Annotated in this window: 24 protein-coding genes; 13 read left to right on the top strand and 11 right to left on the bottom strand. The window is 51.2% G+C overall.

Going from position 1 to position 20,122, the window contains the following annotated elements:
- Nucleotides 1–7 precede the first annotated feature (7 nt).
- The 3 genes from B0I18_RS10750 (at nucleotide 8) to B0I18_RS10740 (ending at nucleotide 2,512) form a co-directional block, all read left to right on the top strand.
- Complete coding sequence (locus B0I18_RS10750; protein WP_106522710.1) at nucleotides 8–718, top strand: YebC/PmpR family DNA-binding transcriptional regulator; 711 nt, start codon at nucleotides 8–10, stop codon at nucleotides 716–718.
- 66 nt (nucleotides 719–784) lie between these two features.
- Nucleotides 785–1,198: an acyl-CoA thioesterase gene (locus tag B0I18_RS10745; RefSeq protein WP_106522709.1), complete on the top strand. Its 414-nt coding sequence runs from the start codon at nucleotides 785–787 to the stop codon at nucleotides 1,196–1,198.
- Between the two features lie 33 nt (nucleotides 1,199–1,231).
- A complete protein-coding gene (locus B0I18_RS10740; RefSeq protein ID WP_106522708.1) occupies nucleotides 1,232–2,512 on the top strand; it encodes a serine hydroxymethyltransferase in 1,281 nt (426 codons plus the stop codon).
- Between the two features lie 384 nt (nucleotides 2,513–2,896).
- On the opposite strand, the gene ftsH is transcribed toward B0I18_RS10740, so the two are convergent.
- Nucleotides 2,897–4,978 carry an ATP-dependent zinc metalloprotease FtsH gene (gene ftsH, locus B0I18_RS10735; protein ID WP_106522707.1) on the bottom strand — a complete coding sequence of 694 codons (2,082 nt, stop codon included), beginning with the start codon at nucleotides 4,976–4,978 and terminating at the stop codon, nucleotides 2,897–2,899.
- A 182-nt stretch (nucleotides 4,979–5,160) separates the two neighbouring features.
- Entirely contained in the window at nucleotides 5,161–5,562 is a 402-nt protein-coding gene (gene rsfS / locus B0I18_RS10730) for a ribosome silencing factor (protein ID WP_181358425.1), read from the bottom strand.
- Nucleotides 5,563–5,617: 55 nt separating this feature from the next.
- Here rsfS and B0I18_RS10725 point away from each other — a divergent pair, with 55 nt between their 5' ends.
- Complete coding sequence (locus tag B0I18_RS10725) at nucleotides 5,618–6,379, top strand: biotin--[acetyl-CoA-carboxylase] ligase (RefSeq protein WP_106522706.1); 762 nt, start codon at nucleotides 5,618–5,620, stop codon at nucleotides 6,377–6,379.
- Nucleotides 6,380–6,382: 3 nt separating this feature from the next.
- Here the strand turns inward: B0I18_RS10725 and B0I18_RS10720 are convergent, their stop codons facing one another.
- Nucleotides 6,383–7,279: a hypothetical protein gene (locus tag B0I18_RS10720; protein WP_106522705.1), complete on the bottom strand. Its 897-nt coding sequence runs from the start codon at nucleotides 7,277–7,279 to the stop codon at nucleotides 6,383–6,385.
- A gap of 102 nt (nucleotides 7,280–7,381) precedes the next feature.
- On the opposite strand from B0I18_RS10720, the gene B0I18_RS25075 reads away from it, so the two are divergent.
- Nucleotides 7,382–8,134, top strand: coding sequence for a glycine-rich domain-containing protein (locus B0I18_RS25075; RefSeq protein WP_106522704.1), 753 nt, complete (start codon nucleotides 7,382–7,384; stop codon nucleotides 8,132–8,134).
- Nucleotides 8,135–8,154: 20 nt separating this feature from the next.
- Complete coding sequence (locus tag B0I18_RS10710) at nucleotides 8,155–8,550, top strand: hypothetical protein (RefSeq protein WP_106522703.1); 396 nt, start codon at nucleotides 8,155–8,157, stop codon at nucleotides 8,548–8,550.
- A gap of 2 nt (nucleotides 8,551–8,552) precedes the next feature.
- On the opposite strand, the gene B0I18_RS10705 is transcribed toward B0I18_RS10710, so the two are convergent.
- Nucleotides 8,553–9,554 carry an AraC family transcriptional regulator gene (locus tag B0I18_RS10705; RefSeq protein WP_106522702.1) on the bottom strand — a complete coding sequence of 334 codons (1,002 nt, stop codon included), beginning with the start codon at nucleotides 9,552–9,554 and terminating at the stop codon, nucleotides 8,553–8,555.
- A gap of 164 nt (nucleotides 9,555–9,718) precedes the next feature.
- Here B0I18_RS10705 and B0I18_RS10700 point away from each other — a divergent pair, with 164 nt between their 5' ends.
- The 5 genes from B0I18_RS10700 (at nucleotide 9,719) to B0I18_RS10680 (ending at nucleotide 12,672) form a co-directional block, all read left to right on the top strand.
- Nucleotides 9,719–10,117: a nuclear transport factor 2 family protein gene (locus B0I18_RS10700; protein ID WP_106522701.1), complete on the top strand. Its 399-nt coding sequence runs from the start codon at nucleotides 9,719–9,721 to the stop codon at nucleotides 10,115–10,117.
- A gap of 136 nt (nucleotides 10,118–10,253) precedes the next feature.
- On the top strand, nucleotides 10,254–11,093 hold the full coding sequence (locus tag B0I18_RS10695; RefSeq protein WP_106522700.1) for a methylated-DNA--[protein]-cysteine S-methyltransferase: 840 nt from the start codon (nucleotides 10,254–10,256) through the stop codon (nucleotides 11,091–11,093).
- Nucleotides 11,090–11,806, top strand: a complete 717-nt coding sequence (locus B0I18_RS10690; protein WP_106522699.1) for a 2OG-Fe(II) oxygenase — start codon at nucleotides 11,090–11,092, stop codon at nucleotides 11,804–11,806. Before B0I18_RS10695 ends, B0I18_RS10690 begins: the two co-directional genes overlap by 4 nt.
- A 6-nt stretch (nucleotides 11,807–11,812) precedes the next feature.
- Nucleotides 11,813–12,076 (top strand): Ada metal-binding domain-containing protein, encoded by a 264-nt coding sequence (locus tag B0I18_RS10685; RefSeq protein ID WP_106522698.1) that lies wholly within the window; start codon nucleotides 11,813–11,815, stop codon nucleotides 12,074–12,076.
- On the top strand, nucleotides 12,073–12,672 hold the full coding sequence (locus B0I18_RS10680) for an alpha-ketoglutarate-dependent dioxygenase AlkB family protein (protein WP_106522697.1): 600 nt from the start codon (nucleotides 12,073–12,075) through the stop codon (nucleotides 12,670–12,672). The genes B0I18_RS10685 and B0I18_RS10680 overlap by 4 nt, the downstream gene beginning before the upstream one ends.
- Here the strand turns inward: B0I18_RS10680 and B0I18_RS10675 are convergent.
- The 4 genes from B0I18_RS10675 to B0I18_RS10660 form a co-directional block, all read right to left on the bottom strand.
- Nucleotides 12,669–13,574: a DNA-3-methyladenine glycosylase family protein gene (locus tag B0I18_RS10675; RefSeq protein WP_106522696.1), complete on the bottom strand. Its 906-nt coding sequence runs from the start codon at nucleotides 13,572–13,574 to the stop codon at nucleotides 12,669–12,671. The two genes, B0I18_RS10680 and B0I18_RS10675, sit on opposite strands and share 4 nt — an antisense overlap.
- A 113-nt stretch (nucleotides 13,575–13,687) precedes the next feature.
- Nucleotides 13,688–14,098, bottom strand: coding sequence for a hypothetical protein (locus tag B0I18_RS10670; protein WP_106522695.1), 411 nt, complete (start codon nucleotides 14,096–14,098; stop codon nucleotides 13,688–13,690).
- A gap of 52 nt (nucleotides 14,099–14,150) precedes the next feature.
- Nucleotides 14,151–14,714, bottom strand: a complete 564-nt coding sequence (gene gmk, locus B0I18_RS10665; protein WP_106522694.1) for a guanylate kinase — start codon at nucleotides 14,712–14,714, stop codon at nucleotides 14,151–14,153.
- Nucleotides 14,715–14,750: 36 nt separating this feature from the next.
- Entirely contained in the window at nucleotides 14,751–15,326 is a 576-nt protein-coding gene (locus B0I18_RS10660; protein WP_106522693.1) for a TlpA family protein disulfide reductase, read from the bottom strand.
- 200 nt (nucleotides 15,327–15,526) lie between these two features.
- Between B0I18_RS10660 and B0I18_RS10655 the strand changes: the two genes are divergently transcribed.
- Nucleotides 15,527–15,946, top strand: a complete 420-nt coding sequence (locus B0I18_RS10655; protein ID WP_106522692.1) for a hypothetical protein — start codon at nucleotides 15,527–15,529, stop codon at nucleotides 15,944–15,946.
- A gap of 47 nt (nucleotides 15,947–15,993) precedes the next feature.
- Nucleotides 15,994–16,176: a hypothetical protein gene (locus tag B0I18_RS10650; RefSeq protein ID WP_106522691.1), complete on the top strand. Its 183-nt coding sequence runs from the start codon at nucleotides 15,994–15,996 to the stop codon at nucleotides 16,174–16,176.
- 22 nt (nucleotides 16,177–16,198) lie between these two features.
- Here B0I18_RS10650 and B0I18_RS10645 read toward each other — a convergent pair whose 3' ends face one another.
- The 3 genes from B0I18_RS10645 to recF all read right to left on the bottom strand — a co-directional run bounded on the left by B0I18_RS10645 (nucleotide 16,199) and on the right by recF (nucleotide 19,965).
- The gene (locus B0I18_RS10645; RefSeq protein WP_106522690.1) at nucleotides 16,199–17,671 is read right to left on the bottom strand and encodes a right-handed parallel beta-helix repeat-containing protein; all 1,473 of its coding nucleotides are present in this window, start codon (nucleotides 17,669–17,671) and stop codon (nucleotides 16,199–16,201) included.
- Between the two features lie 143 nt (nucleotides 17,672–17,814).
- Entirely contained in the window at nucleotides 17,815–18,771 is a 957-nt protein-coding gene (locus B0I18_RS10640; RefSeq protein WP_219905964.1) for a sterol desaturase family protein, read from the bottom strand.
- 117 nt (nucleotides 18,772–18,888) lie between these two features.
- On the bottom strand, nucleotides 18,889–19,965 hold the full coding sequence (recF, locus tag B0I18_RS10635) for a DNA replication/repair protein RecF (protein WP_181358424.1): 1,077 nt from the start codon (nucleotides 19,963–19,965) through the stop codon (nucleotides 18,889–18,891).
- Nucleotides 19,966–20,122 lie beyond the last annotated feature (157 nt).

Raw genomic sequence — 20,122 nt, 5'->3', positions numbered from 1 at the left:
CAAGTTTATGGGACGTATATTCGAAGTTCGTAAATCCAAGATGTTTGCCCGTTATGATAAAATGGCAAAAGGGTTTACCAGGATAGGTAAAGAGATTGCTATTGCTGTAAAAAAAGGCGGATCGGATCCTGAAAACAACCCGATGCTGCGTCGCTGCATGCAGAATGCCAAGAGCATCAACATGCCGAAAGACCGTGTGGAAGCTGCGATCAAGAATGCACTCGGTAAAGATACCAGCAACTACGACGAGGTGCTCTACGAAGGTTACGCCCCCCACGGCGTTGCCATCCTGGTAGAAACGGCTACCGACAATACAACCCGTACCGTAGCCAATGTACGTTCGCACTTCAACAAAGGCGGCGGCACACTGGGCAACAGCGGTTCCGTGGCCTTTACCTTCAAACACCTGGGCGTATTCAAACTGAGCCCCGAAGGCCTCAATACCGACGACCTGGAACTGGAACTGATCGACTCCGGTCTAGACGAGCTGGGCGAAGACAGCGAAGGCAATATTATCGTACGCTGCGACTTTGCCGACTTTGGCAACATGCAGAAAGCCCTGGAAGAAAAAGGCATCACTGCGATCTCTTCAGAGCTGGAATGGCTGCCGATGAATACCGTAGAGGTTTCTGAAGAGCAGGCCGAAGACGTATTTAAACTGATCGAGCGTGTTGAACAGGACGACGACGTACAACGCGTGTTTCACAATATGGCTTAACGCCCCGGGGATAAGGTTACCGGCAGGGCATTACCCCCCGGACCTTATCCCTGTTTTATAATTGCTATGTATACTTCCGACACCCAGATACGCGTCCGCTACGGGGAAACCGACCAAATGGGCTATCTCTACTATGGCTTCTACGCCTTGTACTACGAACAGGGCCGTGCCGAAGCTATACGCCAGCTTGGCTTTACCTATAAGCAACTGGAGGAGCAGGGCGTAATGATGCCCGTGGTGGAGATGAATGCCAAATACTTCCGCCCGGCTTTATACGACGACCTGGTTACGGTTAAGACCAGCCTTAAAGTGCTGGATAAGGAAAGCCCGCAGATCCAGTTCCACTCCGACCTGTACAACGAGAACGGGAAGCTCCTGAACACCGGTATCGTCACCCTCGTTTTCTTCGACCCCGTAGCCCGCAGAAAAATACCCATGCCGGACATCCTTTTCGAAAAGCTGGCGCCTTATTTTACTTAAAGAAACGCTTACTCCCTTACATTCATCAATCTTATGCAAAGAGACACACAGATATTTGGCCTGATTAAAGAGGAGCTGGACCGCCAGCGCCGGGGCCTGGAGCTTATCGCATCCGAAAACCTGACCAGCCTGCAGGTGATGCAGGCCATGGGCAATGTAATGACCAATAAATACGCTGAGGGTTATCCCGGCAAACGTTATTACGGCGGTTGCGAAGTGGTCGACAAAAGCGAGCAGCTGGCCATCGACCGGGCCAAAGCCATCTTTAATGTGAACTATGTGAATGTACAGCCGCACAGCGGCGCACAGGCCAATACTGCCGTACAGTTTGCCGTACTGCAGCATGGCGATGTGATCCTGGGCCTCGACCTGAGCATGGGCGGCCACCTGACCCACGGCTCGCCGGTAACCTTCTCCGGTAAGGCTTACCAGGCCCATCACTACGGCGTACGTAAAGAAGACGGCCGCGTAGATTACGATGCGCTCGAAGCCAAAGCACTTGAAGTAAAACCCAAACTGATCATCTGCGGCGCCTCGGCCTATAGCCGCGATTGGGATTATGCCCGCATCCGCGCCGCTGCCGATAAAGTAGGCGCCCTGGTACTGGCCGATATCGCGCACCCTGCTGGTCTTATCGCCGCAGGCCTGCTCAATTCTCCTTTCGATCATTGTCATTTCGTTACCTCAACCACACACAAAACACTGCGTGGTCCCCGTGGCGGTATCATTATGATGAAAAACGATTTCGAAAACCCATGGGGACTGAAAGGTCCTAAAGGCGATATCCGTATGATGAGCCAACTGCTCGACCTGTCGGTATTCCCGGGTTTACAGGGCGGTCCGCTGGAACATGTGATCGCAGCCAAAGCCGTTTCGTTCTTCGAGATCCTGCAGGACGAATACAAAGCCTATGCCCGCCAGATGCAGAGCAATGCACAGGCGATGGCTACCGCCTTCCTCGAAAAAGGATACGATATCGTTTCCGGCGGTACAGACAACCACCTGCTGCTGATCGACCTGCGTAACAAAAACATCTCCGGCAAAAAAGCCGAAAATGCGCTGGTGCAGGCCGATATTACGCTGAACAAAAACATGGTGCCCTTCGACGATAAATCGCCCTTCGTAACTTCCGGTATCCGTGTAGGTGTACCGGCCATTACCACCAGGGGTATGAAAGAAAGCGATATGAGCCTGATCGTAAACTGGCTGGATCGCGTGCTGATGAGCCCCGAAGATGCACAGGTAGTAGCTGCCGTAAAAGGAGAAGTAAATGAATACATGCGCGGCTTCGCCCTGTATCCCGAAATGGATTAACAGGCAGCTGCCTTATAAGATAAAAGAAAGTCCACCTCCCGCGGTGGACTTTCTTTATGATAAAACTTGAGATTCTTCGCTACGCGCAGGATGACAACACTCCCTTTGATAATCCCCTTTAATACGGCCAGCTAACTGATGAGATCCTTCGCTACGCTCAGGAGGACAGCTTCCATTGCAGATACCACTCTATTGAAGCCAGCTAAGGGATGAGATCCTTCGCTACGCTCAGGATGACAACACTCCCGCTTGATACCTGATACCTGATACTTGCTACTCAAAAAGGAGATTCTTCGCTACGCGCAGGAGGACAGGCCAGTAATAAACATAAAAAACGCAGACCTTAAGGCCTGCGTTTTTTTATGATGCTATTGCTTTATATTTTTAAGCGATACCCTGTCCTTCTTCCGGTCCCTGCTGTACAGATGGTGCATCGCTTTTAGGGATCACATCACCCAGTGGCAGATTGGTTACCGGCGGAATATCTTCGAAGAATGTTTCTTCTGTTTCGTAAGGACGTTTACCGATCAGGTTTTCGAGGTCGTCTTTGAACAGTACTTCTTTTTTCAGCAGTTGTTCGGCAATGATCTTAACGGCATCCATTTTAACGGAGAGCAGTTCTTTCACTTTCAGGTAGGTACTGTCCACCAGTTTTCGTACTTCCTCATCGATAATACGGCCGGTCTCTTCAGAGTACGGCTTGGTAAAGCTGCCTTCGCTTTGTCCGTCGTAGAAGGAGATATTACCCACTTTATCGTTCATACCGTATACCGATACCATAGCATAAGCCATTTTGGTAACGTGCTGCAGATCGCTCAGCGCACCGGTAGAGATTTTACCGAACACCAGTTCTTCCACCGCACGGCCGCCCAGCGACATACACATATCGTCGATCATATGGTCGGTATTGCGGATATACATTTCTTTAGGCAGGTATTGTGCATAACCCAGGGCTGCTACGCCACGCGGTACGATAGTAACCTTAACCAGCGGATGCGCATGCTCCAGGAACCATCCGGAAACGGCATGCCCGGCTTCGTGGTAAGCGATTACGCGTTTTTCATCCGGGGAAATGATCTTGTTTTTCTTTTCCAGGCCACCGATTACCCTGTCGATCGCGTCATTAAAGTCACTCATGTCCACCTCGGTCTTGCCTTTACGGGCGGCAAACAGGGCTGCTTCGTTACAGATATTGGCGATATCGGCGCCGGCAAAACCCGGTGTCTGCACCGCCAGTTTGGCGATATTCAGGTCTTTCGATTTTTTGATCGGGGCCAGGTGCACTTCAAATATTTTTTCCCTTCCTTTTACATCCGGTACGTCGATCGAGATCTGGCGATCGAAACGGCCCGGGCGCAGCAGGGCGGAATCCAGTACATCGGGACGGTTGGTTGCCGCCAGGATAATGATACCGCTGTCGCCACCGAAACCATCCATTTCCACGAGCAATTGGTTCAGGGTGTTCTCCCGTTCGTCGTTGCTCATTACGGCATTTTTACCCCTTGCACGGCCAATGGCGTCGATCTCATCGATAAATACGATACAAGGCGCCTTGTCGCGTGCCTGTTTGAACAGGTCGCGTACACGGCTGGCGCCTACGCCCACGAACATTTCCACGAAGTCGGAACCCGACATGGAGAAGAAGGGCACCTGGGCCTCGCCGGCTACGGCTTTGGCAAGGAGCGTCTTACCGGTACCCGGAGGACCTACCAGCAAAGCGCCTTTCGGGATCTTACCACCCAGCGACGTATACTTTTTAGGATTTTTCAGGAAGTCAACGATTTCCATCACTTCTACTTTCGCTTCGTCGAGACCGGCTACATCGTTGAACGTGATATTGACTTTAGTACCTTTTTCGAACAACTGGGCCTTGGATTTACCGATGTTGAAGATGCCGCCGCCGGCGCCACCGCCCGCTGGGCCCATTTTACGGAAGATCAGTACCCACATCGCGATCAGGATAATGATCGGCAGGAGGGCTGTGCTTAAGAAATCGCGGAAAAAGCTGCCCCTGTTTTCGAGGGTAACCGGCACTTCCGGCCGGCCTTCTGCCACGTATTTTTTCATCACTTCCTGGAAGTTACGGTCAAATACATCGTAAGAGCCAATGTTGAATTTAAAGTCGGGCTCACTCTCCCTTGGTGCGCCCAGGCCCATGGGGTTCTGGTTGGCGGGAGGGGTTTGCGCCGGTTTATTCAGGAACACTTCGGCTACTTCCTTGTTGACGATAATTACTTTTTTTACTTTACCCTGGTCGAGGAAAGCCTGGCGAAACTCCAGGAAAGAAATTTCTTTCTCCTGGGATTGCATATTGCTTCCAAAAAATTGCAGGCCGATCAGTGCAAGTACAATAAGGCCGTAAATCCAATACATATTGAATTTAGGACCTTTGCGGTTATTTTTGGGTGAGTTGTCGAACCCCGGGGGTAAACCGCCTTTCCCACCTCTGCTGTTATTCTCTTCCATAAATCCTCTGATTTCCTACCGGGCGGGCTTTCGTCGGTCAATGCAGAAAAAAGGCCGCTCGGCAAAACCTTTCCAGGGAAAGGTTACAATACTATCCGCTAACCGGAGACCGGGTTTAAATTAACGGACGTTTTTATTATACCTGTTAAAAATAAATGCAATTTATTCGGGGAACGCGGATATCAGGATGCCGGGTGCTCCATGCGCTCCGCATCCATCCATAAACCTTCAAGATCGTAGAATTTACGTTCGTCGGTCTGGAACACATGCACTACAATGTTTACGTAGTCTACCAGGGTCCATGCCGGGCCGATCTCGGTGTGATAAGGCTTCTCATCACAGGTCTTACGCACTTCTTCTTCGATATTATCGGCAATGGCTTTGATCTGGACATGCGACTGCGCTTCGCATAAAATAAAAAAATCCGCTACCGCTTCGTCAATCCTGGTCAGATCGAGCGAAACGACATTTTCCCCTTTTTTATCATGAATGGCTTTCAGGATGGTTTGAAATAACCGGCTGTCGCGGCTGGTACGCGTGGCTGATTTGGTGCGGCTTTTAAGCGAACTTATTATTTTCTCCAATGCTGTGTTCTATATTCGTTATTCAATTATATTGCGTTCAAAATTAAGGAATCTTTTGGCACAAAACGCAGAAAATACATTTCCCAAATGGCTTCATTACTTTGATACTATTAATAGTACCAACAATTATGCCATGCAACGCATCGACGACGGATTGGCACAACACGGAGAGGTGATCTGGGCTGCAAGACAAACCCAGGGCAAGGGCCAACGGGGTAATACCTGGCAGGACGAAGCAGGCAATATCGCTATGAGCCTTATCATCAGGCCCGAAACGGGCGCCGATCAGCAATTCCGGCTGAGCATGTCGGTAGCGTTAACGTTATCTAAATATTTGGAGGCTTTATCCGATGCGTGGCAAGTTGCCATAAAGTGGCCCAACGATATCTACATAAATGACAAAAAGGCATGTGGCGTACTCATTGAAAATGTGTTCCGTGGCATGAACTGGGCCTATGCCGTAATCGGTATCGGCATCAATGTAAACCAGCCGGCATTCCCGGAGCACCTGCCTCATGCCACCTCGCTGAGCCTGGCCGCAGGCCGGCAATTCGACCTTTACGAGATCGTAACCGATGTCCGTACCGGTATGCTGAATGCCCTGCGCCCCGAAACAGCCCCGGAAACCGGTAACCTGCTGCAGCAATACAACAACCACCTCTTCGGCCGCAACCGCGAAATGCATTTCCAGGAAAAACAAAACCAGCGGGATTTTACCGCCTTTGTGCAGGAAGTGAATGCAGACGGGCAACTGGTACTGCTCGGGCACAGGGGCATCGAAAAGTATAATTTCGGCGAACTGAGCTGGATCCTGTAGCGCCTAGTGCTCGGTAATCCGGTTCAGCCGTGCGTCCTGCAGGTGCTGGCGGATATGCTTAGGCAGGTGTTTGCTGTCCAGCGCCAGGTCTACCGAGGTCTTTTCAAAATCGCGTACGTGTTGCACCCGGTCGAATATCTCGTATAACGCGATCGGCTCCTCGTTAAAACTGACGCAGGTACTGACAAAATTCATCTGGTCTACGCGGAAACCCGGCTGGCGGATATGATCGTTCACATCCTTCAGGCGGCCGATAAAGTGCCGCTGCCGGATAAAGGTGGTACTGTTCATGATGATGAATACATAGTCGGCATAAGAAGTGATCTTGCCGTAATACATATGATGATCCTTACCGGTACGCTCCACAAGGTACTCTCCACCCGACTTGTAAATTTCCATGGCCGAGCGCCATACCCTTTCGCCCTGCGGCACCTCGGGGTGCTCGGGCAGGTTACGGTTATAACAATACCAGTAGCCGACCAGGTGGTCGAGCAGGCGGGTATTGCCTTCTGCCAGCGGGATATTGATCTTCAGTTCGTGGAAACTGAAATTATCCGTTGCATTGTTGATAAAATCGATATAGCTGTTATAGCCCAGCGCGGCCACGATCGTATTGAGCCGGCCAAAGTTGGGGCTACTTAAGGATGCCAGTGGTTTTCGGGCTTTCCAGGGTTTCAGTTTTTTGATCACCAGGTGTTCGTAGAGATAGTGTTCGCCCAGCAGCACAGGCTTCAATACGGGTGTCCTCCCGGATTGCGGCTTTTGCAATACCGTATTCAACTCGGCCACCACGGCCGTCCATTCTGTTTTGGACACATCTTCCCATTTGCTTTTACGGAGATAATGAAATGAGAGGTAATTCATAAGCCGCTCCAGGTTGACCAATTCTTCCTTCGTCATGCTAATACGTTTATAATACGAATATAAGACTTAATAAGACAAAAACAAGACGATTGTGGCAGGTTGTTGGTGCATATTTGTATCAGAACAAAAAAGAAAAACATGAACACGACACAACAGGATCCCGGGATCAGGATAGTGGCCGACAAGGCGCTCTGGCAACGGATCAACGACTTCAGCCCCGACCAACCGGGCATAGCCCTGCCCTTCTCTAAAAAACTGGCCAGGGAACAACAATGGACCACAGCTTTTACCGCCGAAGCCATTGCAGAGTATAAAAAGTTTGTATACCTCTGCTGTATACTGCCCCAGGGCGCTTCGCCCCCGCACATTATCGATGAGGTCTGGCATATGCACCTGGTCTATACCCAAAACTACTGGGAGCATTTTTGCGAAAAAGTACTGCAACGCAAACTCCACCATCACCCTTCCACCGGCGGCCGGCAAGACCGCAACAAACACGAGCTCTGGCAGCGGGACACGCTTACCCAATACCAGGTTATCTTCGGCACAGCGCCCCCATCCCATATCTGGCAAGACAGCCCCCCGGCGCCGAAAGCCCCTATCTACAAACGCCTCCGGCGCGCCTTACGCCTTAGTCCCTTACTCCTGCTACTCTTTATCTTACCCGGCTGCAATGGCACCTTCACCCCGGTGGCTACCTGGATAGCGCTCCTGGCCATATTTTCCGGCATCTTCGGAAGCTCCGATCCCCGCGATCCCAAAAAGAAACACCAGGACAGCGGCGGCAGTTCCTGCAGTAGCAGCACCGGCAGCAGTTGCAGCAGCAGTAGTTGCGGCAGCAGTTGTGGCAGCGGATGCGGCGGTGGTTGCGGCGGATGCGGCGGCAGTTAACCTTCAAAAACGACAACACGATGAATCCTATGCAAAACAAACACCCCGGTCAAACGGCCACATGGCTATACGGCAGCGCCACACTGGCTTGCATCCTGGCCCCGCTCGCTTTTATCCACCAGCAATACGACCGCTGGAATCCCTTCCGGCTTAGCGGCAAACACTTCCTGGTGTTTTATGCCTTACTGCTTTTGCTGAACCACGGCCTGCCTTACCTCGAACGGTTGTTCGTGCCCCCTGCTCACAGGCAAATCTTATGGACAAGGGTACTATCCCTGCTGGTGCTGGCTACCGGCCTGGCCCGGCTTATACAGGGTATCTATAATGCCAAACCGGTGGGCTACCTGGTAGTGCTGCTGGGCCTGCATCTGATCCTCCTGGCCATCTCTTTGCGAAGCCGGAAATCCCGCTCCTGATCTCAATTCCTGTAACCGGCCGGCGTAGTTCCGGTCCATTTTTTAAAAGCGCGTGTAAACGCGCTCACTTCGTTATACCCCAGTAAACCCGAGATCTCCTTGATCGGGTAAGTTCCGGCGCCGAGATACGACTCGGCCAGCGAACGCCTTACCTGGTCGGCAATTTCCTGGTAGCCGGTACCTTCGTTTTTTAACCGGCGCTGCAGGCTTCTGCCGCTCAGGTTAAACCCCGCGGCCAGGGCTTCGAGCGACAGCAAGCCCAGGTAAGCATTGGCCATCAGGAAGGCATATACTTTAGTACCGAACTCGCCCAGCCCCGGCTTTTGTCCCAGGAGCGCCTGTACCTGTTGCAGGTGCAGGGCCTGCATTTCATAATCGGCAGTCAGTATCCGTTCATCCCATAGGGCCCGCGGAAAACGCAGGGCATACTTGTCTTTACGCAACAGCGGCCGGCAGCGGAACACCTGTTCCAGCGCAGGTTCCAGGGTGGCGCTGTGTACCGTATACACGGCATCGGGAATTACTTTGGTCCACAACAGGCCATCGAGCTCATGCACGGCAAAGGCCATAAAGAAATCGATCATATGCCGGAACGCAGGCGCAGCGCTATCTACGCCGGCTGCCGGGCGAAAATGCATCGTAAAATGTTTTGTATTCAATTCGGCATCGATGGTAAACAGGCTGGTAAACAGGCCGGTCATAGTACAGACCTGGCTAACGGCAGCGCCTACCGTATCGCTGGTCCCGATCAGGGCGCCGACTACACCCAGGGCCGCCAGTTGCGACGATGCGCCAAAATGCAGGCCGAAAAGCGGGTCGCCGCTCAATGCCGCCGCGTTCTCCCATAAACGATTTACCTGTTCGGGGCTGGCCTTAAGCTCGCGGCCCGGCGACAGGCGTTGCCGGTCCAAACCCGCAAGACGGCAAAGGCGGTCCGGATCCACATCCCGCTGCGCGGCATAAGCCAGCAACAACAGGAGCAATTGGCGTTGCTGTTGTTTCATCGTTCAAAAGTAACTATTCCCCGGCAAGCCCGGAACAATATGTCGTAATAAGATAAGCCTCTGTCGTGTTATGATAACCATGCAGGAGGACACTGCAGCTACCTTTGTTCCAAGCAAAAACGCTTCACCGAAGCATTCTTTTTTAACTGATAAACAAAACAACAATGAACACTTCCGCAAAAGAAACCGTCATCGCCTTCCTCACTGCCGTACAACAAGGCAACAATGCGACACTGGCCGCCCTGCTCCATCCCGAAGTACAATGGCTGCAAGCCGGCAATAATAAGACCTCCGGCCTGAAACAGAATGCCGGCGAGGTATTCGCTATGGTCGGCCATATGTTTGCCGCCACTGAAAACACCCTGCGGCTCGCGGCTATCGGGCAGGCCTGTGTATGTGGCAACCAGGTAGCCGTAACGCTGCACTGGCAATCTTCAGCGCCGGCCGCAACGCCCCTGGATGTAGCGAATATCGACATGTACACCGTAGAAGCCGGCAAAATAACGGCGGTAACGGTGTTTTCGGCCGACACCGAACAGGAGGACCGCGTATGGGGCGTATAATAAACGCCGGTACAGGCGCCCGGCCGGTAAGGCCAGGGCGCCTGTATCCTGTATCTTTGTCTTACTGATTTGCGCAATTTCCGGGTTGCCGGGCCACCGGGCAGCTGGTAATTTTGTACTGTAAAAAATAAGTAAGATGGAAACACAACAGCAGCTTAATTATAACCGGGTCGCAGCAGCGATTACCTACCTACAGGCCAATTTCCGCCAACAGCCCGACCTGGACAAGATCGCGGAACAGGTGCATCTCAGCCCTTTTCATTTCCAGCGGTTGTTTACGGAATGGGCCGGTGTGAGCCCCAAACAATTTATCGGTTACCTGAGCATCGAGTATGCCAAGCAGGTATTGAAAGAAAAAGAAAGCTCCCTGCTGGATACGGCTTATGAAACCGGGCTTTCGGGCACAGGACGCCTGCACGACCTGTTTATAAAAATAGAAGGCATGACACCCGGGGCTTATAAAAACGGCGGCGCGGCGCTCGATATCAATTACAGCTACGCCACTACCCCCTTTGGCAATATACTGACGGCCGCTACCGAAAAAGGCATTTGTTATATGGCCTTTGCCGACGATGAGACGCTGGCACTGGCAGAACTTAAAGCACTTTTCCCTAACGCGCACTACAGGCAGCTTACCGACCAACACCAGCAAAATGCCCTGCATATCTTCCACCAGGACGGCAACCGCTTACAGGAAGTTAAACTGCACCTTAAAGGCACGCCCTTCCAGATAAAAGTATGGGAGGCCCTGTTGAAAGTGCCTTCGGGCGACCTGACTACCTATGGCCGCATTGCCGACGCCATCGAACATCCTGCCGCTTACCGCGCCGTAGGTACGGCCGTAGGCCAGAACCCGGTAGCCTACCTCATTCCCTGTCACCGGGTAATCCAGTCGGGTGGCGCAATAGGCCAGTACCATTGGGGCAGCACCCGCAAAAACGCGATGATCGGATGGGAGGCCGCACAACAGGCATGATACACGCTCTTAAACAAATCATAACAACACCGGACAGCGCAGTGCTTACAGAACAGATGAACCGTGATGGTTACGCCCTGTTGCCCGGCTTCCTGGCGAAGGGAACCTGCGATGAACTACGCGCCCTCTATGACCGCGAGGAAGGCTACCGTAAAACCGTGAACATGGAACGGTACCGCTTTGGCAAGGGTGAATATAAATATTTCGGCTATCCCCTGCCCGGGCTTATCGCGGAGATCAGGGCGTATATGTACCCGCTGCTGGCGCCGATTGCCAATGGCTGGATGCAGGCCTTACAGGTACCCCGGCAATTCCCGCCCCAACTGGCCGCCCTGCAGCAGGAATGTATTGCAGCCGGCCAGGACAAACCCACGGTGCTGATCTTGAAATACGGGCCGGGCGGTTTTAATACCCTGCACCAGGACCTGTATGGCGATATTTACTTCCCGATGCAACTCGTGCTTTGCCTGAGTGAACCCGGCGAGGAGTATGAAGGCGGCGAATTTGTATTGACCCAGCAGGTGCCGCGGGCACAGTCGAAGGCCGTGGTGCTGCGTCCCCGGAAAGGCGATGCGCTTGTATTTACCACCAGCTTCCGGCCCGAAAAGGGCAGCAGGGGCTATTATCGCGTCCATATGAAACATGGCATCAGCGCCGTAATCAGCGGCACGCGGTATGCATTGGGGATTATTTTTCATGATGCATTAAGTTAAGCGCCTATGATCCTGCATACCGCACTCGGCAATACCCCAACGACACGCAGCAGGCATTTCCGGTATTTATTCCGCTGTGGAGCCATAACCCTTGCCGGCAACCGGAAATTAAAAATCTACGGAACTTTACGTTGCCGCTCCGGCCGCAACATGCTGGTGCAAAACAGGGTATTCTTTGCCGACGAGGCCGATGCCCTTGCCAAGGGCTACCGGCCCTGCGGCCATTGTCTTAAAGCGGCTTACCAGGCCTGGAAAAACAAGACCCGATGACGAACCTCTTTACCGATACCGGCAATCTCCTGCCTTATGATGGCGATGTACGCTATTTCCCTGCGGTGTTTAGCCCGGAGGCCAGCGAAAAATTGCTGCAACAATTAATTGCAGCAACGCCCTGGCGCCATGAAGCGATCCGCATATTCGGGCGGGAAGTGCTGCAGCCCAGGCTTACCGCCTGGTATGGCGATGCAGGCAAAGCCTATAGCTATTCCGGCATTACCATGCAGCCCTTGCCCTGGACCGATACGCTCGCTGAACTGAAACAGAAAGCCGAAGCCCTGGCAGGGCAAGGATTTAACAGCGCCTTGCTGAACCTGTACCGCGACGGGCAGGACAGCATGGGCTGGCACCGGGACAATGAGCCGGAACTGGGCCCTAACCCCGTGATCACTTCGCTGAGCTTTGGTGCGGTGCGTAGCTTTAAACTGAAACACCACCGGGATAAAAAAAAGGTGTACACCATAGACCTGGAGCCCGGCAGTATATTGCTGATGCAGGGCCTTACCCAACACCACTGGTTGCATGCCCTGCCCAAAACGGCGCTTCCCAAAACAGCACGGATCAATATCACCTTTCGCAGCCTGCTTTAGGTACGCGGTGCCAGGCTGCGCCAGAGATAAAAGACCAGGTAGCTTTCCCAGCCTTTGAATTTGCGGTACAGGCGTTCTGCCGCGGCAAGGTCTTTACGGTCTTTCATAATACCATGCGCTACCAGGGCCTGCAAGAGACCCGCATCGCCATGGGGAATACTGCCCGGCTCGCGCAACGACTTCATCAGGACATAATTGGCAGTCCATACACCCACGCCCTTTAATTGCAACAGCGCCTGTTGCCGGTCGGCAAAGGAGGGCAAGGCATCGAGCCGGCTCCGGTCCATAACACCCGCTTCAAAAGCGGCAGCCAGCGCAACCAGGTAATTGATCTTTTGCCGGGAGAACTGCATCTCGCGCAACACGGCCTCCTCGGCACCGGCCAATGCAGCCGGCTCCGGGAATATAAAACAGGTAACGTTACCTGCGGTGATCGATGTGCCGTAATGCTCCACCAGCCTGCGTTTGAGCTTATAAGCAAAAGTAAGATTGATCTGCTGACCGATGATGCTCCAGCACAAAGCCTCGAACAGGGAGTTGATGGCGGGCAGGCGCAATCCGCGGAATGCCGTTGTCATATAAGCCAGGGACTTTACGCTTTCCAGCTTACGGTAAAAGGGTTGAAGGCCGGCATCGAGGTGCAGCCACTCCCTGATATAGCCGCTAAGATATTGCAGGTTGAAGACCGAAGCTTCGCCTGCCGGCAATGTTACCTGCAACTGCCCCTCGCGGCAGCCCAGTTGGAAGAGCAGCCTGCCCTGGCCTGTATCCAGCGCTTTATAGAGATAGCCGTCCTGCACGCGGTGCATACAATCGTCGAGACCGCGGTCGAGGAACCAAAGACATTCGTCGAAGCTGAACAGGTCGGGTACAGGCAGGCTGAGGAGTACGGGGGCTTTCATCGTTCAAAATTAGGAAACGGCAGGCAGGCCGCAACCCGGTTATTGCCACTTTGCGATAGCAGGCACAAAAAAAGGGCCGCATTTTGCAGCCCTTTTGCGGAATAGATCCGTACTTATTTTTTCAGGTCTTCTTTTACGTCTTTAGCGGCTTTTTCTACTTTCTTTGCGCCTTCTTTGGCTGCATTTTTCACATCTTTAACCGCCTCTTTAGTGCCTTCTTTCACATCGTGCGCTACATTTTTTGCGCCTTCTTTAGCATTGTGCGCGCCATCCTTGATACCTTCCGAAGCGGCATGCGCAGCATCTTTCACGTCTTGTTTGGTTTCGGCGGCCGCTTCTTTAGTGCGGGCAATACCGGTATCCAGTTGCTGTCCGGGTGTAGGCTGTGTTTCTGGCGCAGTAGCTGCCGGGGCAGTTGCCGATGCATCGGCCGGGGCTTCTGTTGCCGTGTCTTCGGCTTTGCTGTTGCAGGATACCAGCGATACGGCGATCGCGAAGGCAAAAACCAGGTTACGTTTTTTCATAATTGTAAATTTTAGGGATGTAAATTTTAGAAAAACAGGAATAACAACGGCGTTAATGTTTTAAGAAATCATCGATCACTTCGATTGTTTCAGCAATCGCCTGTTCCAGGTTATCGTTTACGATAATGCGGTCGAAGCGGTCGGCAAAGCCCAGCTCGTAGGCAGCCTTATCCAGCCGCTCTTTGAGGGTATGTTCCGTTTCGGTGCCCCGAGCCTCCAGCCTTTTACGCAGCTCTTCGGTAGAAGGCGCCTTGATAAACAGGGACAGGGAAGAGTCGGGATATTGCGACTTGATATTGAGCGCACCCAATACGTCGATATCGACCAGGGGCGCCTGGTTGCAACTCCAGATGCGGTCTACCTCGGTTTTCAAGGTACCGTAATACTTACCGGTGTATACCATTTCCCATTCTATAAATGCCTCCTCCTCGATCTTTGCTTTAAAATCTTCTTCGGTAAGAAAGTAATAGTCTTTGCCATGCACTTCTCCCGGGCGGGGCTTACGGGTACAGGCAGAAATAGAAAACGCCAGGTCGGGATCCCGTTCCAGCAGGCGTTTTACAATAGTAGTCTTGCCGGAGCCGGAGGGCGCCGTAATAATGATAATTTTATTCAAAGTATATACGAAAAGGGATGAGGATTAAAAAAAGCATCAGGCTTTTTTACGCAGGGTCGTCTTTGGGGCTTTAGCTTTTGCACCACCCGCATCTACAAATTTATCCAGGTCTTTCACCGCTTCTTCAGCCGTATTGTAGGTACCGATCACTTTACCATCGGGGCCCAGCAGGAAGGCCTGCGGAATGAACTGTACGCCGTAGGTTTCGGCAGCTTCGCTTTTCCAGCCTTTCAGGTCGCTTACATGGTTATCCCAGGCCAGTTTATCGGCGGCAATAGCGCGGGTCCAGGCATCTTTATTTTTATCGAGCGATACGCTGAAGATGGTAAAGCCATTGGGCGCATTCTTATAGGTTTTGCCTTTATAGTTATCGTACATCAGTACCAGCGAGGGGTTAGACATACGGCAGGGACCGCACCAGCTGGCCCAGAAGTCGACGAGTACATAACGGCCTTTGTTTACATCGGCAAGCGATACGGCTTTATCGGCAGTGTTGTTGAATTTCAGCTCCGGCGCTTTCTGTCCTACTTTAATGGTTGTATTCTGGTATTGGGCATGCACCGAACCTGCTAACAAAGCGATACCGGTCAGGAAGCCGAAAAATTTTTTCATATTACAAGGATACGGAGGTTATCCGTTTTTTAAAGTCAACAAAAGTAATACGGCATAGCTGTACCGCATCGTACAAAAGTAAAGTTTTTTCTTTTTAAGCTCAGCTTGTTAAAAACATTTAAACCAAGCCATTCCGCACAAAATAAATAAAATAATTTAACTATATTTAATTTCCATTAAACAAATAAAAATCATTTCAAATGAAAAAAATCAAATCATTTATTCTTATCGCAATCGGGCTTCTTTCAAGCTTCTATGCGGACGCCAACATTTACATCGTCCGGGAAACAGGTGGTTCTGCAGGCAACGTCGACTTTTACCAGCAGGGGTCGAACATAACCTACAACATTAGTCATCATGTTTTTGTCACTGCCCCTGAAACTAAAAGCTATTTCAACGTCTATCCTCCTCCGGCCAGCTATAACGTAACTTTTGTTTTCACCTACACAAACCCATCGAACAACACGCCTTATCAATTTATCGTAAACACTGCAGATGTAAATGCAGTAAATGGCTATATGATTTATCCCGATATAACAGGCACCGTTGTGCTATTTATCAAAAATGTGCCGGTATCCTATGGTAATTTCCAGTTCAATTTCTGGGTCAATCGGATATAGACGAAATTTAAGTAGGATGGATCAACCTTGAAGGCTATTAAGGATCAATGGCCGGCAATACCCAATCCCAGCTTGCAATTGGCTTCAGTGCAAGGAATATCGGCGACGCTAAACAGGCAATGCAGTTGTTTAGTGTCGCCTTTTTGTCTTTTGCTTCGATCAAAAAACAAAAGAATAATTATCCCGATAAAGAAACAGGAAGCACAGGAGACGGGATAAGCTTGCTTTAAAATCCCGTATCTACTGCCTTAGTTACGGCTGATACTCATAACAACCCATACTGGGCGGTATACCGCGGGGTTTACCATCAAGATCGGCACTGAGGCTACCGGCGGTGATGCCCGTACCGATAGCGGGCGAACCTTCCAGCAAGTGGTAATCGTCTTTGCTTACGTCTTTAAACCGGGGATCCTGGTTCTGGATAATGCCCCCCATATTGTTTACGAAAGCGGGTATGCCTTCTACCGTACGCAACAGGCAGTTCTGTATCGTTACATTGGCCAGGAAATCATTTTTTTTGTCGAAGAACACTTCGTTGTCGAGCGATCCGTAAATGATACAGTTTTTTATTTCGGCCCTCAGGTCGCCGCCATCATAGGTAGTTTGCGAGGTTGCATAGTAATTAAGGATGGCCATAGAGCCGTTATCGCTATGCGCCACATACTGGCTGCCATAGGTGCCTATGGTACAATTGTACAACTTATAATCGCCCCCTTTCAGGAAGGCGATATTTTCGCCGGCGCACTCCACGATCCGGCAATTCTCGGCCGTAACACTACCGCCAAAGGAAAAAATGCCATAACCCTGCGAGGTTTTGATCACCGAATTGGTAATCTTCAGGGTGGGTGTAGCACGCGCCACCAGTGCTTTATCGACCTGGATGGTAGCGGGCTGAACAGGTACATCCTCCCCGCCAATCCTGATTGTCGTAGAAGCGCCGCCATTTTTTATAAAGGCATAATTGATCTCGTTGTCATGGCTTTCCTGGGTAAAGTATAAACCGCCCCATTGGCCCGGCAGGTCGATGTAGTCGCCGATCCATACCAGCGGATCGAGACGGTCGCCCTGGAAGGTTACGCTATCGGTGCGGGTACCGTTTACCTTGAGGGTTCCCTGCACAAACAGGCGCGAATCGCGGTGCAGGTAAATACGGGCGCCGCCCGGTATGGTAAGCGTGGCTCCGGTATCGACCAATGCGCTGCGGATAATAACATAAGGCTTATCGTTCTTCCAGGTTTGCGTGGTCAGCACGCTGTCTACGATATAGTAAGCATTCTGCCCGAAGGCGATAAAGGGTATCGAGAATTCGGTGCCGTTAAGCGTTACCACCAGGTCGTCGTCCACCACAAAAGGTTTATTGGCATCGGTAGGATCGATGGTAATCGCGGCAAATACCCAAACGCTGTCGTTACCGGCAATCTCCACATCGTTTACCTGCTTGCCTTCCTGCCCGTTAATATTGAGCCGGTAGGGCGAGTTGGCGCCTTTGCGCAGGCGGATACTGCTGATCTTTATTTTGTCCTTCTGTTTGTTATAAATGCGGATGCTGCGCGTAGCGCTGCCCTGTGCCGTAAATACGGTATCGAACATCAGGGTATCCGACGAAAAGGCAACCTCTCCGCCCGAAGTCAGGAACTTATCCTTCTTGCTGCAGGAAGGCGCAGCAAGCACCAGACTCAATATAAAAACAGGCAACAGCCAGTTGAGTATCTTTTTGATATGCATAGATGCAAAAATGAGGTAAAATTTTATAACGAAAAAATACCGGTCTTATTATCCGCCACACGGCGCGGGGCGGTCGCCATGGCCCTTCAATTTACGAAAAAGCCCTACAGGAATCCTGCAGGGCTCGTTACTTTACAGCCGGGCTAGACTACTGTCCCCGCCATGGCTTTGGTTTCTTTGAGTTCGGCTTCGGCCGCTTCCTCCAGTCGCTTCTTTTCCATCATGATCTTTACCGGGCTGCCGAAAATGAAGAACAGTTTACGACGCAGCCCTTTGGCATTACGTACATCCTGCAGCATATCCTTGTACTCGTGGAAGTTGATATGGAAAGGATTGGCCTTATTTTCGATATTGGTGGTAATGCCGTAGATCACCGGTTCATCTTCGGGCTCGTAGGTTTTCCAGATACGATCCCAGAAAATAAAGGTCGCCCCGTAATTTTTATCGATGTATTGTTCCTGCGAACCATGGTGCACCCGGTGGTTGGAAGGCGTTGCAAAAATGTACTCAACCCATTTGGGGCATTTGCGGATATATTCGGTGTGCACCCAGAACTGGAACAGTACTGCGATCTGGTTGGTTACAAAAAAAATGATGGGGTGAAAGCCCAGCAGGATCAGCGGCATAAAGAATACGACCTTAATATGCTGGATCCAGCTTAAGCGGAAGGATACCGTAAGGTTATAATGTTCGCCGGAGTGATGCGCTACGTGTGTAGCCCACCAGAAGCGCTGTTCGTGCGATATGCGGTGTGCCCAGTAACTGCAGAGGTCGTAGAGGATATAACAGGGAATAAGCGTCCACCAGTTTAAGCTCATGCGCCAGGGAATAAAGTTATAGACCAAAACCACCAGGTAGAGGAATACGACCTTAACCAGGGCGCTCACCACGAGGTTGCCCAGGCCTACGAGAATAGAACCGATGGTCTCTTTTTTCTCGTAAAACTTATGGTCCTGCTTGTAGGAGATAAAAATTTCGAGGGCCGAGAAAAATACCATAAACGGTACCGCCCAGAGAATAAGGTTAGGAGCTTTTTTTTCTACATCATGAATCAGATCCAATGGAATTTGCTCTGCTCCAAACAGGGATAATACAATCATAAATCGTCGATTTTAGCAGTTTTCACGCTACAACAATAGCAAAATAGGATAAGTTATCCTAAAAAAGCCCGTTCTAACTTTTGTTATTTTTTTTAAAACTATACCTTACCTGATAGCTTACAGGCGAATAAGCTGCAACGTATCATAATAGCGCTGAACGGTCTGTGTGAGGTCGGCGGCATCGGTATGCGTCATAAATACCTGCGACAACTCGCATTGCTGCAAGAGCTCGAACAGCCGCGTCAACCGCGTCTTGTCGAGTTTTTCAAAAATATCGTCCAGCAGCAGGAAGGGGCGTTTGCCGAGTTCCTGCAGCCATTTGATATGAGCCAGCTTGAGGCTGATCAGGAAAGATTTTTTTTGTCCCTGCGAAGCCTGGGTCTTCATCGCCTGGCCGTCGAGCGAAAAGAGCCAGTCTTCCATATGCGGCCCGTATTGGGTGCGGCGATAGTCGAGATCGCGGCTGCGTGCCTGTTGGAGTACGAGCAGCAGGTTTTCGGGGCTGGCAGAAGCTTTATATTGCATACCCACCTGTTCGGCCCGCCCGCTTAATTGGGCATAATAGTCCTGCACCCAGGCCGGCATTATGGCCGATAACCGGTTGCGTTCCCGGATCAGCACGGCGCCATGTTTGGCCAGTTGTTCGTCGTAGATATCGAGCAGGGGATGCGCAGCATAAGCCGGCGGCGCCTGTTTGAGGTAAGCATTGCGCTGGGCCAGGTATTTTTGGTACAGCAGCAGGTGCTCCAGGTAACCGTTGCCGCTCTGCGAGAGCAGGCCATCCATAAATTTGCGCCGCAGTTCACTGCCGTCGTTAATCAGTTCGATATCGTCGGGCGCGATCATTACCGCGGAGTATTTGCCGATATGCTCGGTTATTTTTTCATAGGGCGCCTGGTCGTGCTCGATGCTTTTCTTGCCATCGCGCCAGAGGCAGGATATTTCTTCCTGCAAGCCGGGTGTACGCTCGAAGCTGCCCGTTACCCGGAACCCGTCCTTGCCTTTCTGTACATTATTAAGTTCGCGGCTCTGGAAATAGCTTTTAGTGTAGCAGAGATAATAAATGGCGTCGAGCAGGTTGGTCTTCCCTACCCCGTTCAGGCCGGTAATGCCGGTTACAGGGCCTTCAAAGCTGAAGGCCTGTCTCTCGAAATTGCGAAACTGGGTAAGCGTTATTTTTTGCAGGTAAGACAAGCGGGTAATTCGATTGGTATGAAGACTACAACAACACTACAGGTGACATTTGTCAATATTTTAAAGGAAGGTCCTTCAATACCTGTAGCGACATCATTTTTCAAAGTATTTATCAAGCATTTCTGCAAAGATTTTATATTTTCGCACAAAAATAGTC

Source organism: Taibaiella chishuiensis (genome assembly GCF_003014535.1).
GTDB lineage: Bacteria > Bacteroidota > Bacteroidia > Chitinophagales > Chitinophagaceae > Taibaiella > Taibaiella chishuiensis.
The sequence above is the reverse complement of the archived record's forward strand: the minus strand, read 5'-3'. Positions and strand labels throughout refer to the sequence as shown.

Excerpts from the sequence above, each read along its gene's own strand:
- B0I18_RS10750 (WP_106522710.1), top strand. The coding sequence starts at position 8 with ATGGGACGTATATTCGAAGTTCGTAAATCCAAGATGTTTGCCCGTTAT.
- B0I18_RS10745 (WP_106522709.1), top strand. The coding sequence starts at position 785 with ATGTATACTTCCGACACCCAGATACGCGTCCGCTACGGGGAAACCGAC.
- B0I18_RS10740 (WP_106522708.1), top strand. The coding sequence starts at position 1,232 with ATGCAAAGAGACACACAGATATTTGGCCTGATTAAAGAGGAGCTGGAC.
- ftsH (WP_106522707.1), bottom strand. The coding sequence starts at position 4,978 with ATGGAAGAGAATAACAGCAGAGGTGGGAAAGGCGGTTTACCCCCGGGG.
- B0I18_RS10720 (WP_106522705.1), bottom strand. The coding sequence starts at position 7,279 with ATGACGAAGGAAGAATTGGTCAACCTGGAGCGGCTTATGAATTACCTC.
- B0I18_RS25075 (WP_106522704.1), top strand. The coding sequence starts at position 7,382 with ATGAACACGACACAACAGGATCCCGGGATCAGGATAGTGGCCGACAAG.
- B0I18_RS10710 (WP_106522703.1), top strand. The coding sequence starts at position 8,155 with ATGAATCCTATGCAAAACAAACACCCCGGTCAAACGGCCACATGGCTA.
- B0I18_RS10705 (WP_106522702.1), bottom strand. The coding sequence starts at position 9,554 with ATGAAACAACAGCAACGCCAATTGCTCCTGTTGTTGCTGGCTTATGCC.
- B0I18_RS10700 (WP_106522701.1), top strand. The coding sequence starts at position 9,719 with ATGAACACTTCCGCAAAAGAAACCGTCATCGCCTTCCTCACTGCCGTA.
- B0I18_RS10695 (WP_106522700.1), top strand. The coding sequence starts at position 10,254 with ATGGAAACACAACAGCAGCTTAATTATAACCGGGTCGCAGCAGCGATT.
- B0I18_RS10690 (WP_106522699.1), top strand. The coding sequence starts at position 11,090 with ATGATACACGCTCTTAAACAAATCATAACAACACCGGACAGCGCAGTG.
- B0I18_RS10685 (WP_106522698.1), top strand. The coding sequence starts at position 11,813 with ATGATCCTGCATACCGCACTCGGCAATACCCCAACGACACGCAGCAGG.
- B0I18_RS10680 (WP_106522697.1), top strand. The coding sequence starts at position 12,073 with ATGACGAACCTCTTTACCGATACCGGCAATCTCCTGCCTTATGATGGC.
- B0I18_RS10675 (WP_106522696.1), bottom strand. The coding sequence starts at position 13,574 with ATGAAAGCCCCCGTACTCCTCAGCCTGCCTGTACCCGACCTGTTCAGC.
- B0I18_RS10670 (WP_106522695.1), bottom strand. The coding sequence starts at position 14,098 with ATGAAAAAACGTAACCTGGTTTTTGCCTTCGCGATCGCCGTATCGCTG.
- B0I18_RS10660 (WP_106522693.1), bottom strand. The coding sequence starts at position 15,326 with ATGAAAAAATTTTTCGGCTTCCTGACCGGTATCGCTTTGTTAGCAGGT.
- B0I18_RS10655 (WP_106522692.1), top strand. The coding sequence starts at position 15,527 with ATGAAAAAAATCAAATCATTTATTCTTATCGCAATCGGGCTTCTTTCA.
- B0I18_RS10650 (WP_106522691.1), top strand. The coding sequence starts at position 15,994 with ATGGCCGGCAATACCCAATCCCAGCTTGCAATTGGCTTCAGTGCAAGG.
- B0I18_RS10645 (WP_106522690.1), bottom strand. The coding sequence starts at position 17,671 with ATGCATATCAAAAAGATACTCAACTGGCTGTTGCCTGTTTTTATATTG.
- B0I18_RS10640 (WP_219905964.1), bottom strand. The coding sequence starts at position 18,771 with ATGATTGTATTATCCCTGTTTGGAGCAGAGCAAATTCCATTGGATCTG.